Source organism: Deinococcus aquaedulcis (assembly GCF_019693445.1).
Taxonomy (GTDB): Bacteria; Deinococcota; Deinococci; order Deinococcales; family Deinococcaceae; genus Deinococcus; species Deinococcus aquaedulcis.
Window position 1 is genome coordinate 24,056 of the sequence record NZ_JAHRBL010000017.1, and the last position, 16,297, is coordinate 40,352.

Here is a 16,297-nt window from a genome sequence, read left to right on the forward strand (position 1 = left end):
CCAGATTGTTGTGCCCCTCTCCCCTACCGGCTCTGCGTATCGGCCGCGTCGCGCAGGGCGTCGCCCAGGAAGTTGAAGGCCAGCACCGACACCACGATCAGCGCCCCGGGCAGCAGCAGCCACGGGTAAAGATTCAGCGTCTCGAAATTCTGCGCGTCCTTGAGCAGCAGGCCCCAGCTGGTCATGGGCTCCTTGATGCCCAGGCCCAGAAAGCTCAGGGCGCTCTCGCCCAGGATGTAGCCAGGCAGGGCCAGGGTGGCGGTCACGATCAGAAAAGACGACAGGTTCGGCATGATGTGCCGCAGGATCACCCGCAGGTCGCTGCCGCCCAGGGCGCGGGCCGCCTGCACGTAATCCACGCCGCGCGCGCCCATCACCTGCCCGCGCACCACCCGCGCCAGCCCCGCCCAGCCGATCAGGGCCAGCACCGCCACAATGCCCAGGTACACCCAGGTGGACGGCCATTTGGCGGGAATCACGGTGGAGAGGGCCAGCAGGATGGGCAGGCGGGGGAACGAGAGCAGCACCTCCACCAGCCGCTGAATGACGTTGTCCACCCAGCCGCCAAAGTAGCCGCTGACGCCGCCCAGCACGATCCCAATGGCAAACGAGATCAGAATGCCCACCAGCCCCACGGTCAGCGACACCTGCGAGCCCACCAGCATGCGCGACAGCAGGTCGCGGCCGAATTTGTCGGTGCCCAGCAGGAAAATGGTGCCGCCCTGCACCCCGAACAGGTGCCACTGGCTGCGAAATACGCCCAGGAAGGTGTACCCAAATTCTGCCGGGTCCTCTCCACGCACGAAGAACAGAATGGGCAACGGGCGGCTGCGGTCCTCGCTGAAGGTGCTGGCGAAGGTGACGGGATCGCGGGCCTTTTTAAAGCCGTAGACAAAGGGGCGCATGAGCTGGCCGTTATGGACCACATGCACCGCCTGGGGCCGCTGGTACGGCGCTTCCTCGTGCTGCGCGGTGATGGAATACGGCGCCAGAAAGCCAGCCAGCAGCGCCACCAGATATAGCGCCCCCAGCACCCAGGCGCTGAGGACCCCGGCGCGGTTGCGGCGAAAGCGGCGCAGGGCCAGCGCCAGGGGGCTCTGGCGGCGGGCGCCCGTGGCCGGCGCCGGGACAGGGACTGCCGTCATCAGTCGAACCTCACGCGGGGGTCGGCCCAGGCCAGGGCCAGATCGGCCAGCAGGTTGCCCAGCAGCAGCAGCAGGGCGCTGAACATCAGCAGGGTCATGGCCACGAACTGGTCCTTGTTCAGCAGGGCGTCGTACAGAAAGGGGCCGATGGTGGGCAGGTTCAGCACGATGCTGGCGATGATGGTCCCCGAAATCAGCCCCGGCAGACTCAGGCCCGCAAGGCTGATGAGCGGATTGACCGCGTTTCTGGCCGCGTGCCCCCACAGCACCCGCCGCGCGGCCAGCCCCTTGGCATGGGCGGTGCGCACGTAGTCCTGGTGCAGCACGTCCAGCAGGGAGGCGCGCATCTGCCGCATCAGGCCCGCCACGCCCTCCAGGCCAATGGCGATCATCGGAATCCACAGATGTGACAGGAGGTCCAGCACCTTGGCCCCGCTCCAGGGCGCGTCAATAAACTGCGGGCTGAACAGGCCGCCCACGTTCGTGCCGCCCAGGTTCAGCACCAGCGCGATCAGGAGCAACGCCACCAGAAAATCCGGCGTGGCGAGACTGATGTAGCCCAGGAAATTCAGCACCGTGGCCCGCTTGCGGTGGTGGTGAATGGCGGTGTAGATCCCCAGCGGCACGGCAATCACCCACGACACCAACAGCGTGAGCACCGCCAGAAAGACGGTCCAGCCCAGCCGTTCCCAGATCAGGCTGCCCACCGGGCGCCCGTTGGCGAAGGAGTAGCCGAAATCGCCCTCGGTGACAATGCCGCGCACCCAGTTCAGGTACTGCGCCCACAGCGGTTGGTCCAGGCCCAGCTGGCGCGTCATGGCCTGCAGCGATTCGGGCGTGACGCGCGGGTCTTCGCGGAACTGGTCCAGAAAACTACCGGGCTGCAGCTGAATCACCGCAAAACACACCACGCTGATCAGCAGCAGCGTGGGCACCATGCCCAGCAGGCGGCGTAGGGCGTAGGTCAGCACGGCGGGGAAAGTGGGGAGTGGGGGGTGAGGAGTGGGAAAAATAGGGGGGGCAGGAGGCGGCGCGCGGGGCGCGGACAGGGCAGGGAAGTCAAGTCAGGCTCCTTGGGTATGAAATGGGGTGGGAAGCAGAGAGGGGTTCTCCACTTCCCACTCCCCACCCACCACTTACTTCTGGTAGATCAGCGGCACCGGGTTGTAGCCCGGAATCACGCCCAGGTTGTACACGTAGTTGCCGTACTTGTTGCTCACGGCGCCGATGTTTTCGGGTTTGGCGATGGGGGTCACGGGGAGGTTTTGGGCGAACAGTAACTGCCAGCGGGTGTACAGGGCCTTGCGGGCGCTGGCGCTGGGCTCTACGGCCGCCTTGTTGAAGATCTCGTAGATTTCCTTTTCCCAGGGGGCCATCTTGGCGGTGTTGGCAGGGTCGCCGTCCTTGGCGGGCTGGGGGGCGCGGTGCCAGTAGTACAGGCTGCCGCCGGGCTGCCAGATGGGGCGGCGCAGTTCGGGGTCGGGCTGGTCGCCAAAGGCGTGCAGGATCATTTCCCAGTCGCCGCTCTGGCCGGTGGCCAGCAGGCGGCTGGAGAGAATGCCCTTCAGGTTCACCTTCACCCCCACCTTGGCGAAGTCGCTTTGCAGGATGGTGGCAATGGGCGGGTACACGGCCGAATCGGTGCCGTACGTCAGGTCAATTTCGAGGGGTTGACCGTTCGGCAGCAGGCGAATGCCGGCCGCGTTCTTGCGGCTCAGGCCCATTGCGTCCAGCGCCCGCCCGGCCGCTGCTAGATCGAATTCGCCCAGCTGGCGGGTGGTGTTCACGTAAAAGGCCTTGTTGGCCGGCGCCACGCCGTGCCCGGGCAGGCTGGCCAGCCCGTTGTACACGCTGTCAATGATGCGCTCGCGGTTGACGGCCATCTGCATGGCGCGGCGGAAGCGCACGTCGCTGAACACCTTGGCCAGCGCCGGGCTCTTGGCATCAAAGTTATAGGCCACGAAGGGCGGGCTACCAAACAGAGCGGTGGAGCGCATCACCTTGAAGGGCGCGCCCGCCACTTCCTTCTGCTTCAGGTCGGGAAACTGCGCGCCGCTAATGTTCAGCTGGTCCAGGTTGCCCGCCAGGAACTGCGCCACCTGGGCCTGGGGGTCACGGATGATCAGGAATTCCAGCCGGTCCAGGTAGGGCAGCTTGGTGCCGGCTGCGTCCACCTTCCAGTAGTTGGGGTTGCGGGTGAGGGTCACTTTTTGCCCGGCGGTGTAGTTCGCCAGTTTGAAGGGCCCGGTGCCCACCACCTCGCCCTCCGCCACGTTGGTGGGCCACGCCCCATTGATGTCGGCGGGCTTGGCGCCGCTTTCCTGGCCGTACTTGGCCAGCTTGTGCTGCGGCATGATGAAGTAGCGCTGCTGCAGCAAGAAGGCGGGCGCTGGGCGCGGCAGGGTGAAGCGCACTGTCATGGCATCCACCTTGGCAATGGTCACCGCCTCGCCGCCCAGTTTGAAGTTGCCCGGGTCGCCCGCGCGGGCCTCAGGGTTCATGATCATGTTCTTGTAGGTAAAGATCACGTCGTCGGCGTTGAAGGCCTGGCCGTCACTCCACTTCACGCCCTGCCGCAGCTTGAAGGTGTACACCTTGCCGCCATCGCTGATCGTCCAGCTTTCGGCCAGCGCGGGCTCGATCTTGTAGGTGGCGAGGTTGAATTCCACCAGTCCGTCGAACATCTGCTGCGAGATCAGGCCCAGGTTGTTGTCAATCACCCCGTAATAAAAGAGGCTCTGGGGGCTGTCGCCCAGCGGCAGGGTGTACGTGCCGCCACTCTTGCCGGCGGTCACCCCCAGGGCGCCCAGGCCGGTCATTTTCTTGGGTGCAGCGTGGGCAGCGCCCAGCAGGCTGAGCGACACCAGGGTCAGGAAACGGGCAGCGCGGCTTACATGCATGGCAAACCTCCGAAGCACTTGAACGGCAGCAGGGCAAGCGGCGGCAAAGGCGCGCCGCCCACCTACTTGTCAGACACCCCAGCCTAAGACCAATCGCAGTCCACTTGCAACCTCTGGGCAAAGTGGTTCAGGAGTGGTACGGTCTGGGGCGATGCTCCTGTCCTCCCTGTCCCTGGATTCAGCGAGCGCCACCCCGGTCTATGTCCAGGTGGCGCAGGGGCTTGCGCAGCGCATCGAAAGCGGGCAGCTGCGCGCTGGCAGCGCCCTGCCCGCCGAACGGGAACTGGCCGCTGCGCTGGGGGTGTCGCGGGTCACGGTCCGTCAGGCCCTGGCGCTGCTCTCGCAGCAGGGCCTGCTGACCCGGCGCCACGGGAGCGGCACCTTTGTCACGCCGCCGCCCCGGCCGGGCGAGCTCCCCAGCCGCACCCTGGGGCTGCTGTCCTCCTTTTCCGAGGACGTGCGCTCGCGTGGGCAGGTGCCCGGAGCACGGGTGCTGGGCTTCGAGCGCACGCGGCCCAGCGCCCAGGAAGCCATGAGCCTCGCCCTGTCGCCGGGCGAACTGGTCTACCGCCTGCGTCGGCTGCGCACCGCTGACGGCGAGCCCCTGGCAATTGAAGACTCCACCCTGCCGGCCGCCCTGGTGGGCGAGCTGCGCCCCGAAGAGGTGCAGGACGCCAGCCTGTACGCGCTGCTCTCGGCGCGGGCGCTAAGTCCGGCGCGCGCCATTCGCCACCTGCGGGCGGTGAACGCCGACCTCACCCTGGCGCCGCTGCTGGGGGTGCCGGTGGGCGCCGCCCTGCTCGCCACCGACCGGGTGTCGTGGCTCTCCGGTGGGCGGCCTATCGAGTACGCCCGCGCCCATTACCGGGGGGACCGCTACGACTTCGTGATGGAGTTGCAGGGCGGGGCATGAGCAGGCTCCAGGTGCAGGGAACGGGCGCTGGGCCCTTGTCCGGGTTCAGGGGCACGGCATGACCTCCCGCCCTGCCCGCGTGCTGGGCTTAATGAGCGGCACCAGCGCCGACGGCATTGACGCGGCGCTCCTGGAACTGCCGGGCTGGCCCGCGCTGGGGGCGGGCGGGGCAGCGGCATGGCGCGGGTGGCCGCCGCTAACAGGCCCAGTGCCGCGCGGCCGGGTGCTGGCCCATACCTTCACGCCCTATCCGGCCGAGTTGCGCGCCGCTGTGCTGCGCGCCGCGCGCAACGAGGGCACCCCCGCCGAACTGACCCAGCTGCATTGGGCGCTGGGCGAGGCGCTGGCCCAGGCCGCTGCCCCGCTGGCCCCGGACGCCGACCTGATTGCCAGCCACGGCCAGACGGTGCAGCACCACCCCCGGCCCGATCCCGCTCGCGGCTGGGCGCGGCCCGCCACCCTGCAACTGGGTGAAGCGGCGGTGATTGCCGCCCGCACCGGCCGGCCCGTGGTGGCCGATTTCCGCCCCGCCGATCTGGCCGCCGGGGGCGTGGGGGCGCCGCTGGTTCCCCTGGCCGACTGGGCGCTGTTCGCTCAGAGCGGGGTGTGCCGGGCGCTGCACAACCTGGGCGGCATCAGCAACCTCACGTACCTGCCCGGGGTGGACCCGGCGGGGGTGCTGGCCTTTGACACCGGGCCGGCCAACTGCCTGCTGGATGAGGTGGCGGGCCGGGCCGGGCTTACGCACGACGAGGGCGGCGCACTGGCCCGCGCGGGCGCGGTGCATGGGCCCACCCTGGCCGCGTGGCTGGCCCACCCCGAGCTGAACATGCCGCCGCCCAAGGCCACCGGGCGCGAGGTCTGGACCCTGGCGCGGCTCCCGCAGCCTGCCGACCTGAGCCTGCCCGATCTGGCGGCCACCGCCACCGCGTTCACCGCGCGCACGGTGGCCCAGGCCTACCGCCGCTGGGTGCTGCCCCGGGGCCTGGACGAGGTGGTGGCCCTGGGCGGCGGCGCGCGCAACCCCGTCCTGATGGCCGCCCTGCGCGCCGAGCTGCCGGTGCCCCTGCGCACCGCCGCCGAACTGGGCTGGACCGAACACGGCTTCACCGACGCCTCCCGTGAAGCGGCGGCCTTTGCCTTCCTGGGCTATGCCCGCGCGCAGGGCTGGCCGGGCACGCTGCCGCACACCACCGGCGCGGCCCACGCCGTGGCCGCCGGCAAATGGATTCCCGCCTCGCCCACCGGAGCCTCCCCATGACCGAGCCTGCCCAGCCCCTGCGCCCCGACGCCCGCCGCACCGAAGGGGTGCACCCCGCGCACACCAATCTGGACACCCTGAGCACCCTGGAACTGGCCCAGACCCTCGCCAGCGACCACGAGGTCGCGGTGCAGGCCGCCCGGCAGGCCGCGCCCCAGCTGGCCCGCGCCGCCGACGCCGCCCTGCCCCGCCTGGAACGCGGCGGGCGGCTGCTGTACGCTGGGGCCGGCACCAGTGGGCGCCTGGGGGTGCTGGACGCCTCTGAATTACCGCCCACCTTCTCCTGGCCGCCCGAACGCGCCCTGGCCGTGATCGCCGGGGGCGAGCGGGCCATTCGCCACGCGGCCGAAGGCGCCGAGGACGATGAGGCGGCGGGCGCCCAGGCCCTGATCGCCCTGGCGCCCACCCCGGACGACGTGTTGATTGCCGTGGCGGCCAGCGGCACCACGCCCTGGGTGCTGGGCGCAGTGCGTGAGGCGCAGCGCCTGGGCGCCCTGACGGTCGGCCTGAGCAACAACCCGGACACGCCCCTGCTGGCCCTCACCGATTGCCCGGTGCTACTGGACACCGGTCCGGAACTGATCAGCGGCTCCACCCGTCTGAAAGCCGGCACCGCCCAGAAGATTGCGCTGAACACCCTGTCCAGCACACTGATGGTGCGCTTGGGCAAGGTGTACGGCAACCTGATGGTGGACCTGCGCGCGGGCAACGCCAAGCTCGAAGGCCGCGCGCTGCGCCTCGTGATGCACGCCACCGGGGCCAATGAGAAGGTCGCCCGCGCCGCCCTGCAAGCGGCAGGCGGGCAGGTGAAACTGGCCGTGGTCTGCCTGCGCTTGGAGGTGGGTGTCCCTGAGGCCCAGCGCCGCCTGGAGGCCGCTGGGGGCCACGCCCGCGCAGCCCTGGGAGAAGCCTGAATGGAGCCTCTGATTCCGGCACGCACCCACGCTCTGCTGGCGGCGGCGGTGCAGGCGCCCGGGGGCCCGTCGGGCGCGGCGCTGGGCGTGGTGGACCGGGCCGGGCAGCGCCAGACAGCCGTACTGGGGCTGGCCCAGCGTGAGCCGCAGCCCGAGCCCCTGCCGGACGACAGCTGGTGGGACCTTGCCAGCCTGACCAAGCCGCTGCTGACCGCCCGTGAGGTGCTGCGCGCCGCCGAAGAGGGTCTGCTGGACCTAGACGACCCCCTGGGCCGTCACCTGCCGGACCTCGCCTGGATGCAGGACACGCCGCTGCGCACCCGCACGCTGCGCCAGCTGCTGACGCATACGGCGGGCCTGGGCCCCTGGGCCAAGCTGTACACCTGGGGCGACGCGGCGACCATCCGCGCCCGCTTTCTGCAGGAGCCCTGGCCGGTGGGCGAGGCGGGGCCCGTGCTGTACTCGGACCTGGGCTACGTGCTGCTGGGCCGCGTGCTGGAGCGGCTGCGGGGCCATCCCCTGCGCGAGTTTGTGCTGGACCCTGGCCTTGCCTTCACGCCGGACCCCGCCCGCACCGTGGCCACCGAGCAGTGCCTGTGGCGAGAGCGGCTGCTGCGCGGCGAAACCCACGACGAGAACGCGGCGGCCCTGGGCGGCGTGGCCGGGCACGCGGGGCTGTTCGGCACGCTGGGTGGCGTGCTGGGGCAGGCCGAAGGGCTGCTGCGCGGCGGCTGGCTGGGCCGCGCGGCGCAGGCCCTGGCCCTGCAGCCCCAGGTCCCCGAGCGCACCCTGGCCTTTGTGCACGCCTGCCCCGGCTGGAGCGGTGGCAGCCTATGCAGCCCGCAGGCGGTGGGCCACACTGGCTTTACCGGCACTGGGCTGTGGGTGGACCCCGGCCACGGCCTCGCCTGGGTGCTGCTCACCAACCGTGTGCACCCCACACGCCACAGCGGCTTCGATATTCAGGGGCTGCGGCGGGCGGTGGGGAACACGTTGTTGTCGGGGCGGTAGGGTTTGGGGAAGGCATCAGGGAAGGGGCGAGAGATCAAGGGATCCAGAAGTTGAGTGGGCCCTTTCTCGACTTCTCAGCGCCTCCACTCCCCTCCCGGTCTAACTTCCCCGGTACGTGCTGTAGGCCCACGGCGACACCAGCAGCGGCACGTGGTAGTGCGCGCCCGCGTCGGCCACGGTAAAGCGCAGCGTCACCACGTCCAGAAAAGGCGGCGCGTCCCCCGTCAGGTCGGCGAAATAGGGGGCCACGGTGAAGACCAGTTCGTAGGTGCCGACCTTCAAGGCGCCGCGCGCGATCAGGGGCTCGTCGGTGCGGCCATCGGCGTTGGTCACGGCCTCGCGCAGCAATTCATGGTCCTGGCCTACGCGAAACAGCTGCACCCCAATGCCCGCTGCCGGGCGGCCCCGGGCGGTGTCCAGCACGTGGGTGCTGAGCCCAGCGCCGCTCACGCGCGCTCCACCCAGCCCTCAATCACGCCGTAGGGCTCGGCGTCGGCGTGAAAGACGGTGCCGGGGTTGTCCAGGCCGTAGCGTTCCAGCGGATACAGGATGTGGTGGCGGTTGGGAAAGGAAAAGTGGATGCGCTCAATCTCGGGGCAGCGGGTCAGCACTGCCTCGCCAATCCGGTACAGGGTGTGCTGCATGCTGGGCGAGTAGTGGTCGGGAAAGGTGTCCAGCAGCGCCGTGTACACGGCCGCCCACACGGCGTCGTAGTCGCAGTCGGCCACGGCGTAGGTCCAGCGGGCGCTCACCACTGTGGCCAGAATGCGGTCGTCGGTATTGGGCAGCGTGGTGTAGGCGTCGCGGTGAAAGCCGGCCCAGCCGCTCTGGGTGGTTTTCAGGATGTACAGCTCTTCCAGGCCGCTTTCCACCGTGAAGGTCTGCCCGTCGCCCCAGACCGTGGCCGTGTGCTTGGGCATCTGGCGCACGAAGGCGTGGTCATGGGGCTGCCCGCCGCTGACCATGCGCGCCCAGGTGAGCTGGGTAAAGGTCACGCGCGCGCCCTGCACCCGGGGCCCCTGGGTCACAAAATGTGTGATCAGATGCTTGCCAAAGGCCTCAATGCTGCCCGTCAGGCCGTCGCGTGCCAAGGCGTAAACGGTATTGCGCATGGTGTCGGTGGCGACCAGCCCGGTGTTGTCGCCATCGGTGTGGGCGGCGTCAAAGTCGCCCTTGACTGCCACACGCACCTGCATATCCTTGATGTCGTGGCGCGGCCCGTCCCGGAACACCTTGAACAGCCGCACGTCGGCCTTGCCGTAGTTGTTCTCGCCCAGTTTTACTTTCACCATGCCGGGTTCCTCCTGTGAGGTCAGGGAAAGCGCGCCTGTGGGCTGAATCAAGTCCAGCACCCGCAGGCGAGCAATGCGGCCAATCTCGTGCAGGGCCGCCGCCCGTTCCTGTTCGGGGGTGTGGGTCAGGCGGCGCCGGGCCCCCTCGAAAATGCTGGCCTTGGTGTGTTCGCGCACGCATACCACGTAGGGCATGGCAAAGCGCGCGTGGTACGCGCTGTTCAGGGACTGGAACTCGGCGTATTCGTCCGGGCTCAGGCGGTCCAGGCCGGCACTCGCCTGCTCGCGGGTGCTTTCGGGGGTCAGTTCGCCGGCCAGCACGGCCTTGCCCGCCAGATCGGGGTGCGCGCGGATCAGGGCCAGTTGGTCCTCTGGAGAACCGGCCTGGGCCGCCTGGGCAAAGGCCTGAGCCACGGCTTCGGCACTGCGGTAGGGGCGCCTCGCCGCCACCCGCGCGGCGTAGTGCGGCGAGTGTTCCAGCACGCCTGCAAAGTGGGCGGCGAAGTCTTCTGTGCTCAGGGCATTCAGAAGTGTCAGGGGCAACGCGTGGGGGGCCAGGGCAAACGCTCCAGTCGTCCGCAGGACGGGGGCAGGGAGGGGCGGGAGAAACGGGCGCCTGAGGGCACAGCGCGGCGCCCCAGGCAGCGGTCAGTGGTGGCTGGCCCGAGCATAGCGGATGCCCCCGTGACCCGGCCGCCACGGGACGCCTTGGTGTGCCTCTAGAGGGCCGCAAGCTTGACGCCCACCGTTCGGGGGGCCCCACCGCTGCCCCCAGCCAGTGCGTATAGTGCGGCAATGACTGCTGCCCTCCCCTGCCCTGGCCCCCGCCGGGCTTGCCCCGTCCCGCGTGCCCGGCAGCGATGAACCGTCCTTTTCACGTGCTGCTGGTGGACGACAACCCGGCCGACCTGCTGCTGGCCCAGGAAGTCTTTGCCGAGCACAGCAGCGAGTTGCAGATGGACACCTGCCGCAGTGGCCCCGAGGCCCTGGCCACCCTGCGGGCGCAGACTGACCTGCCTGATGTGGTCATGCTGGACGTGAACATGCCCGGCATGTCGGGCTTTGAGGTTCTGGAAGCCCTGAAAGCCGATGAGCGGCTGCGCTGTATTCCGGTGGTGATGCTCTCTACCTCGTCGCAGCCCGGCGATATTCAGCGGGCCTACACGCTGCACGCCAGTTCGTACATGGTGAAATCCGGCAGCTTTCAGGCGTTTCTGGAGCAGGTGGACGCCTTCGTGGGCTTCTGGCGCCAGAGCCGCACCCCCAACTGGCCCAAGCGCCTGAACCGTTAGGCCGGCCCGGCGTTAGCTGAGTTCCACCGCCAAGACCTGGTCGGAAGGCGTCCTGGGCGTCAGCGTTACGGGGCGGCCCTGCACCTTCAGGCAGGTTTTGCCGCCCAGGGTCCGTACGGTGAGGGCCACCGCCCGTCCTGGGGGCAGGCAGCGCTCGTCGCTGCTCAGCACCTCTCCGGTGAGCGCGGCGGCAGAATCACGGCGAATAGCGATCATGGGTCACCTCCGACTTGGGGGAGTTCGGGCGGGTGCTCTGGCTCTCCAGCCCCGCTGAGTCCACGGTGCATCGCCCGCGTGACAGCGCCATGCCCGCGCCATGAACAGGGCCCAGAGACCGCGCTCATGGGCAGGTCAGCTGGGCCAAAAAAACGCGCCCGGGTGGGCGCGCTCCCTGAAGGGGGAAGTTTACAGGTTGCCCTTGAGGGTGCTGGCGACCTTGAAGGCCACCTTCTTGCCGGCCGGGATCTGGATCTTCTCGCTGGTGCCGGGGCGCACGCCGGTGCGGGCGGCGGTGGCCTTGACGCTCAGGGTGCCCAGGCCGGGCAGGCCCACGCTCTGGCCGCCCTTGATGGCGCCCACGACCACGTCCAGCATGGCGCTGACGGCTTCCTCGCTCTGCTTCTTGGTCAGACCGGTGCGGTCAGCAACCATTTCCACGAGCTGGGTCTTGGCGACCTTGTTGCTCTCGCCAGCGGCGCGCTTGGGGGCGGCGGCTTTCGCGGCGGGAGCGGCCTTGGCCGCAGTCTTCTTGGCGGGGGCTTTTGCAGACTTTTTCGTCATGGTGAGCAGCATGACATATGACGCGCCGCTTGGGAAGGGGGGAGAGGGCCAGGAATGCCCACCAGCACGCCCTTTTTAAAGGAAGCATTGGGAAAAACCCCGTTCTGAAGGGCCTTTTGAGTGCTTGCTAAGGAATGCCGTGCAGCACGGAAGAACTGCGCCCTGCCCCTGTCGGGGGCCCGGTGGGCGCGCCGGCGGGGCACGTGACGCGGCGCTGACAATCGCCCGGCACACTGCGCGCCATGAAGAAGATGTTTGCTCTGGCTGCTGCCCTCGCCGTGACCACGGCCGCCGCCCAGTCCACCCTGACCGGCGCAGGCGCGAGCTTTCCTTTCCCCCTGTACAGCAAGATGTTCGCCGAATACAAGAAGGACAAGGGCGTCACCGTGAACTACCAGTCGGTGGGGAGCGGCGCGGGCCAGAAGCAGATTCTGGAGCGCACCGTGGACTTCGCCGGCAGCGACAACCCCATGAGCGACGACGCCATGAAAGACGCCCCCGGCAAGCTGCTGCACGTGCCCACCGCCATCGGCGCCGTGGTGCCCGCCTATAACCTGCCCGGCGTTACGGCCCCGCTGAAGTTCACCGGCAAGGTGCTGGCCGATATCTACCTGGGCAAGATCAAGACCTGGAACGACAAGGCGATTGCCGCCCTGAACCCCGGCGTGACCATTCCCCCGCTGCCCATCACCGTGGCCCGCCGTAGCGACGGTTCGGGCACCACCTACGTGTTCTCCGACTACCTGAGCAAGGTCAGCGGCGAGTGGAAGAGCAAGGTGGGCGTGGGCAACTCCCTGCAGTGGCCCGTGGGTACCGGCGCGCGCGGCAATGACGGCGTGGCAGGCATCGTGAAGAGCACCCCCGGCGCCATTGGCTACGTGGAACTGGTGTACGCCAAGCAGAACAAGCTGCCCTACGGCAGCCTGCAAAACCGCGCGGGCAAGTTCGTGCTGGCCGACAACGGCCCCGCCGCCGCCGCCGCGCTGGGCGTGGTGATTCCCGCCGACACCCGCGTCAGCCTGACCAACAGCGCCAACCCCGAGGCCTACCCGATGGCCAGCTTCACCTACGTGATCTTCTACCAGGAGCAGAAGTACGGCAACCGCACCCAGGCCCAGGCCAAGGCCCTCAAGGACCTGCTGCTGTGGATGATCAGCACCGGCCAGGGCTACAACGAGGGGCTGGACTACGCCAAGCTGCCCACGAACGCCGCCAACAAGGCCAAGAGCATCATCGGCAAGATGACCTTCGACGGCAAGAAACTCTAAGCGGACCATCCACGTTGGCGGCGCTGCGCAGGCTTCTGTGCAGCGCCGCTGCTGTTGTGGCCGTGCTGGGTGCCCCGAGCGCCGCCCGGCCCGGCCCCTGCCTTTCTGGTCCTCTCCCCCAGAGAGGGGGGCTGACGCTGCACTGACAAACGCCCTGTGAACTGGGCGCTACGGCCCCGGAGGGGTCATGAACTCATGAGCGAACCCACCCAGACCCGTTCCCCACGTCCCGCTGCCCTGAGCAGCGCGTCGGACCGCCTGTTCCAGGGCCTGATTCTGCTGCTGGCCAGCGTGATCGTGCTGGTGTTCGTCCTCAGCATCTACCAGCTGGGGCGCGAATCGTGGCCGGCCCTGTCGCGCTTTGGCCTGAGCTTCTTTACCGAACGCACCTGGAACCCGGTGGAAGGAACCTTCGGTGCCGTGGCGATGATCACTGGCACCCTGGTCACCAGCCTGGTGGCCCTGGCGATCAGCGTGCCGCTGGCGGTGGCCTCGGCGCTGTTCGTGGCTGAATACGCGCCGAAGTGGCTGGCCAACCCGGTGGGGTATTTGATCGAGCTGCTGGCCGCCGTGCCCAGCGTGGTGTACGGCCTCTGGGCCCTGTTCGTGATTGCGCCGGTGCTGGGCCAGTGGCAGCTGACCTTCTTCAACCCCCAGACCCACCCGGAGCGCGTGGAGCTGTACACCAAGTGCGCCGCGCTGTGGGCCGAGAACAAGACCACGCTGCAGTGCTTCTTTGTGCCCAGCGCGGGCGGCGGGCGCGGGCTGGCGCTGGCCATCATCATCCTGACGGTCATGATCCTGCCCTACACCGCCTCGGTGGCGCGCGACGTGATCCGGCTGGTGCCCCAAGACCAGCGCGAGGCGATGTACGCCCTGGGGGCCACCAAGTGGGAAGTGATTTCCCGCGCCATTCTGCCCTACGCCCGCGCGGGCATTCTGGGCGGCGTGATTCTGGCGCTGGGGCGCGCGCTGGGTGAAACCCTGGCCGTGGCGATGGTGATTGGCGACAGCCAGGACCTCCTGAAAAGCCTGTGGGGCGGCGCCAGCACCATGGCCTCGGTGATTGCCAACCAGTTCGGGGACGCGCAGGAAGCCCTGCACCGCTCCAGCGTGGTGACCCTGGGCCTGACCCTGTTCGTGCTCAGCGTGGCTGTGAACTTTGTGGCCCGGTTGATCATCGCGCGCCTGACCCCCAAGGGGATTCAATGATGAGCGCCGCCTCGTCCTCTCCGGCCCGCCGCCACGCCCTCAGCCCGGCCCGGCGCCTGCAGAACACCCTGATGGGCGGCCTGATTCTCCTGGCCACCCTGCTGGTGGTCGCGCCCCTGATCCTGATTTTCCTGTACCTGCTGCGCGAGGGCTTTGGGGCCATGTTCAACCTGGACTTTGCCCGCGCCCGCGAGGGGCTGGGGGCCGTGTTCAGCGGCGCCAACCTGGACTTCTTTACCAAGACCCCCGCCCCTGAGGGCGAAACCGGCGGCGGCCTGGCCAACGCCATTCTGGGCAGCATCGAGATGCTGGGGATGGCCAGCGTGATCGGCGTGCTGGTGGGCGTGGCCGGGGGCATCTTCCTGGCCGAATACCCGCGCCACCCCCTGATGCCCACCATCCGCATGGTCAGTGACGTGCTGGCCGGGATTCCCGCGATTGTGATGGGTCTGGTGGCCTACGGCCTGATCGTGCTGAAATTCGGCTTCTCGGGGTTGGCCGGCGCCGTGGCGCTGGGCTTCCTGATGATTCCCATCGTGGTGCGCACCACCGAGGAAGTGCTGAAACTGGTGCCGCAGACGGTGCGCGAGGCCGGGCTGGCGCTGGGGCTGCCCAAGTGGCTGGTCACGCTGCGCATTGTGCTGCCCGCCGCCGCCGGGGGCATCGTGACCGGCGTGATGCTGGCGCTGGCCCGCGTGGCGGGCGAGGCGGCCCCGCTGCTGTTCACGGCCTTTGGCAACAGCGCGATCAACCTAGACCCCACCAAGCCCATGAGCGCCCTGCCCCTGGAAATTTACCGGGGCGCCACCAGCGCCTACGACGAGAACCAGCGGCTGGCCAAGGCCGGCGCCCTGCTGCTTATCACCCTGATCTTTGTCACCAGTCTGCTGGCCCGGCGCGCCAGCCGCCGCAAATAAAAGGAGCTCTATCCGTGTCCCCCATTCTCAGTGCCCAGAACGTCAATATCTACTACGGCGATAAGCAGGCCGTGCGCGGCGTGAACCTAAACGTGCAGCGCGGCACCGTCAACGCCCTGATCGGCCCGTCGGGCTGCGGCAAGACCACTTTCCTGCGGGCCATTAACCGCATGCACGACCTGACCCCCGGCGCGCGGGTGGAAGGCACCATTCTGCTGGACGGTGAGAACGTGTACGGCGCGGGTGTGGACCCGGTGGTCATGCGCCGCCGCGTGGGCATGGTGTTCCAGAAGCCCAACCCCTTTCCCACCATGAGCGTCTTTGACAACGTGGTTTCTGGCCTGAAGCTGGCCGGCATCCGCGACAGCCGGCGCCTGATGGAAATCGCCGAACGCTCCCTGCGCGGCGCGGCGCTGTGGGAAGAGGTCAAGGACCGCCTGAAGACCCCCGCCACGGGGCTCTCGGGCGGGCAGCAGCAGCGCCTGTGCATTGCCCGCGCGCTGGCCGTGGAGCCGGAAATCCTGCTGATGGACGAGCCCACCAGCGCCCTGGACCCCGCCAGCACCGCCAAGATCGAGGAACTGATGACCGGCCTGAAGCAGGTCACCACCATCATCATCGTGACCCACAACATGCACCAGGCCGCGCGTGTGTCGGACACCACCTCGTTCTTCCTGAACGGCGACCTCGTAGAGCACGGCGTGACCGACCAGATTTTCACCGCCCCACGCGACGAGCGCACCGAAGCCTACGTGACGGGCCGCTTCGGCTGATCCGGCACAGCAACCCAGGGGCGTGGCGGGACACCTGCCACGCCTCAGTCGTTATCCTGCCTCCGTGACCAGGGCAGCGGGCGGGCGATCAGCGGGGGCGCAGCAACGGTGGCTGCTGGCCGCGCTGTGCCTGCTGGCCTCGTTCGCTTTTCTGGGCCGCACGACCTCGCCGGGTCTGGGTGGGCCGTCGCTGTTTCAGGTGGCGCAGGCCAAAGGGGCCTCGGCAGACCCCCAGGCCCCACAGCCAGCCCAGACCCAGACCGCGCCCGCCCCGGCCCACGCCGGCCACCCGCCGGCCCACCAGGAGATGGCGCCTCCTCGTTCCACGCGCCCGGAGCTGACCCAGGCTGCGCCCAACGCGCCCCCGCACGGTCCGGCCCACGCGGCGGACCACAGTGCCCACTGCCCCTTTTGCTTCACAGCGGCCTTTGCCCTGGAAGCCGAAGGGGCGTTGTCGTTGGCCGGGCCAGCGGCGGTGGCCCGCACGCGACCGGCCCGGCTGCATGGGCCCTGGCTGGCCCCGGTGCGCCACGCCGAAGCGCGCGCGCCACCCAGCCCCGGTTGAACTGAAGTCCCGCGCCGCTCAGCCCTGCGCGGCGTGCGGTCCACCCTTCTCCAC

17 protein-coding genes are annotated in these 16,297 nt (G+C 68.9%); 10 read left to right on the forward strand and 7 right to left on the reverse strand.

The features are described 5' to 3' along the window. Window positions 1-23 precede the first annotated feature (23 nt). The 3 genes from KMW22_RS15625 to KMW22_RS15635 all read right to left on the reverse strand — a co-directional run bounded on the left by KMW22_RS15625 (window position 24) and on the right by KMW22_RS15635 (window position 4,045). Window positions 24-1,145, reverse strand: a complete 1,122-nt coding sequence (locus KMW22_RS15625; protein ID WP_221090956.1) for an ABC transporter permease — start codon at window positions 1,143-1,145, stop codon at window positions 24-26. After that, window positions 1,145-2,116: an ABC transporter permease gene (locus KMW22_RS15630; RefSeq protein ID WP_221090957.1), complete on the reverse strand. Its 972-nt coding sequence runs from the start codon at window positions 2,114-2,116 to the stop codon at window positions 1,145-1,147. The genes KMW22_RS15625 and KMW22_RS15630 overlap by 1 nt, the downstream gene beginning before the upstream one ends. Window positions 2,117-2,281: 165 nt before the next feature. Then, window positions 2,282-4,045: an ABC transporter substrate-binding protein gene (locus KMW22_RS15635; protein ID WP_221090958.1), complete on the reverse strand. Its 1,764-nt coding sequence runs from the start codon at window positions 4,043-4,045 to the stop codon at window positions 2,282-2,284. A gap of 151 nt (window positions 4,046-4,196) precedes the next feature. Here KMW22_RS15635 and KMW22_RS15640 point away from each other — a divergent pair, with 151 nt between their 5' ends. From KMW22_RS15640 to KMW22_RS15655, 4 genes are read left to right on the forward strand one after another with little or no spacing between them, the layout of a single operon-like run. Then, window positions 4,197-4,958: a GntR family transcriptional regulator gene (locus KMW22_RS15640; protein ID WP_221090959.1), complete on the forward strand. Its 762-nt coding sequence runs from the start codon at window positions 4,197-4,199 to the stop codon at window positions 4,956-4,958. Window positions 4,959-5,016: 58 nt separating this feature from the next. Next, window positions 5,017-6,219, forward strand: coding sequence for an anhydro-N-acetylmuramic acid kinase (locus KMW22_RS15645; RefSeq protein ID WP_221090960.1), 1,203 nt, complete (start codon window positions 5,017-5,019; stop codon window positions 6,217-6,219). Beyond that, window positions 6,216-7,133, forward strand: coding sequence for an N-acetylmuramic acid 6-phosphate etherase (gene murQ, locus KMW22_RS15650; RefSeq protein ID WP_221090961.1), 918 nt, complete (start codon window positions 6,216-6,218; stop codon window positions 7,131-7,133). Before KMW22_RS15645 ends, murQ begins: the two co-directional genes overlap by 4 nt. Then, window positions 7,134-8,144, forward strand: a complete 1,011-nt coding sequence (locus KMW22_RS15655; protein ID WP_221090962.1) for a serine hydrolase domain-containing protein — start codon at window positions 7,134-7,136, stop codon at window positions 8,142-8,144. It begins immediately after the preceding gene. A gap of 99 nt (window positions 8,145-8,243) precedes the next feature. Here KMW22_RS15655 and uraH read toward each other — a convergent pair whose 3' ends face one another. Next, window positions 8,244-8,594: a hydroxyisourate hydrolase gene (gene uraH / locus KMW22_RS15660; RefSeq protein WP_221090963.1), complete on the reverse strand. Its 351-nt coding sequence runs from the start codon at window positions 8,592-8,594 to the stop codon at window positions 8,244-8,246. Further along, a complete protein-coding gene (gene pucL / locus KMW22_RS15665) occupies window positions 8,591-9,979 on the reverse strand; it encodes a factor-independent urate hydroxylase (protein ID WP_235693039.1) in 1,389 nt (462 codons plus the stop codon). The genes uraH and pucL overlap by 4 nt, the downstream gene beginning before the upstream one ends. A gap of 317 nt (window positions 9,980-10,296) precedes the next feature. On the opposite strand from pucL, the gene KMW22_RS15670 reads away from it, so the two are divergent. Continuing rightward, a complete protein-coding gene (locus tag KMW22_RS15670) occupies window positions 10,297-10,728 on the forward strand; it encodes a response regulator (protein WP_221090964.1) in 432 nt (143 codons plus the stop codon). Window positions 10,729-10,740: 12 nt separating this feature from the next. Here KMW22_RS15670 and KMW22_RS15675 read toward each other — a convergent pair whose 3' ends face one another. Both KMW22_RS15675 and KMW22_RS15680 read right to left on the reverse strand, forming a co-directional pair. Further along, on the reverse strand, window positions 10,741-10,944 hold the full coding sequence (locus KMW22_RS15675) for a hypothetical protein (protein WP_221090965.1): 204 nt from the start codon (window positions 10,942-10,944) through the stop codon (window positions 10,741-10,743). Window positions 10,945-11,133: 189 nt separating this feature from the next. Then, window positions 11,134-11,520 (reverse strand): HU family DNA-binding protein, encoded by a 387-nt coding sequence (locus KMW22_RS15680; RefSeq protein WP_107137353.1) that lies wholly within the window; start codon window positions 11,518-11,520, stop codon window positions 11,134-11,136. A 230-nt stretch (window positions 11,521-11,750) separates the two neighbouring features. On the opposite strand from KMW22_RS15680, the gene pstS reads away from it, so the two are divergent. From pstS to KMW22_RS15705, 5 genes are all read left to right on the forward strand, one after another. After that, window positions 11,751-12,776 carry a phosphate ABC transporter substrate-binding protein PstS gene (gene pstS / locus KMW22_RS15685; RefSeq protein ID WP_221090966.1) on the forward strand — a complete coding sequence of 342 codons (1,026 nt, stop codon included), beginning with the start codon at window positions 11,751-11,753 and terminating at the stop codon, window positions 12,774-12,776. A gap of 195 nt (window positions 12,777-12,971) precedes the next feature. Next, window positions 12,972-13,988 (forward strand): phosphate ABC transporter permease subunit PstC, encoded by a 1,017-nt coding sequence (pstC, locus tag KMW22_RS15690; RefSeq protein WP_221090967.1) that lies wholly within the window; start codon window positions 12,972-12,974, stop codon window positions 13,986-13,988. Further along, window positions 13,985-14,905 carry a phosphate ABC transporter permease PstA gene (gene pstA / locus KMW22_RS15695; RefSeq protein ID WP_221090968.1) on the forward strand — a complete coding sequence of 307 codons (921 nt, stop codon included), beginning with the start codon at window positions 13,985-13,987 and terminating at the stop codon, window positions 14,903-14,905. Before pstC ends, pstA begins: the two co-directional genes overlap by 4 nt. Window positions 14,906-14,919: 14 nt before the next feature. Then, window positions 14,920-15,678 carry a phosphate ABC transporter ATP-binding protein PstB gene (gene pstB / locus KMW22_RS15700; RefSeq protein WP_221090969.1) on the forward strand — a complete coding sequence of 253 codons (759 nt, stop codon included), beginning with the start codon at window positions 14,920-14,922 and terminating at the stop codon, window positions 15,676-15,678. Between the two features lie 64 nt (window positions 15,679-15,742). Next, window positions 15,743-16,243, forward strand: a complete 501-nt coding sequence (locus KMW22_RS15705) for a hypothetical protein (RefSeq protein WP_221090970.1) — start codon at window positions 15,743-15,745, stop codon at window positions 16,241-16,243. Window positions 16,244-16,297: the final 54 nt, after the last annotated feature.

Coding starts and splice junctions, on each gene's coding strand:
- KMW22_RS15625 (WP_221090956.1), bottom strand. CDS start 1,145: ATGACGGCAGTCCCTGTCCCGGCGCCGGCCACGGGCGCCCGCCGCCAG.
- KMW22_RS15635 (WP_221090958.1), bottom strand. CDS start 4,045: ATGCATGTAAGCCGCGCTGCCCGTTTCCTGACCCTGGTGTCGCTCAGC.
- KMW22_RS15640 (WP_221090959.1), top strand. CDS start 4,197: ATGCTCCTGTCCTCCCTGTCCCTGGATTCAGCGAGCGCCACCCCGGTC.
- KMW22_RS15645 (WP_221090960.1), top strand. CDS start 5,017: ATGACCTCCCGCCCTGCCCGCGTGCTGGGCTTAATGAGCGGCACCAGC.
- murQ (WP_221090961.1), top strand. CDS start 6,216: ATGACCGAGCCTGCCCAGCCCCTGCGCCCCGACGCCCGCCGCACCGAA.
- KMW22_RS15655 (WP_221090962.1), top strand. CDS start 7,134: ATGGAGCCTCTGATTCCGGCACGCACCCACGCTCTGCTGGCGGCGGCG.
- KMW22_RS15670 (WP_221090964.1), top strand. CDS start 10,297: ATGAACCGTCCTTTTCACGTGCTGCTGGTGGACGACAACCCGGCCGAC.
- KMW22_RS15675 (WP_221090965.1), bottom strand. CDS start 10,944: ATGATCGCTATTCGCCGTGATTCTGCCGCCGCGCTCACCGGAGAGGTG.
- KMW22_RS15680 (WP_107137353.1), bottom strand. CDS start 11,520: ATGCTGCTCACCATGACGAAAAAGTCTGCAAAAGCCCCCGCCAAGAAG.
- pstS (WP_221090966.1), top strand. CDS start 11,751: ATGAAGAAGATGTTTGCTCTGGCTGCTGCCCTCGCCGTGACCACGGCC.
- pstC (WP_221090967.1), top strand. CDS start 12,972: ATGAGCGAACCCACCCAGACCCGTTCCCCACGTCCCGCTGCCCTGAGC.
- pstA (WP_221090968.1), top strand. CDS start 13,985: ATGATGAGCGCCGCCTCGTCCTCTCCGGCCCGCCGCCACGCCCTCAGC.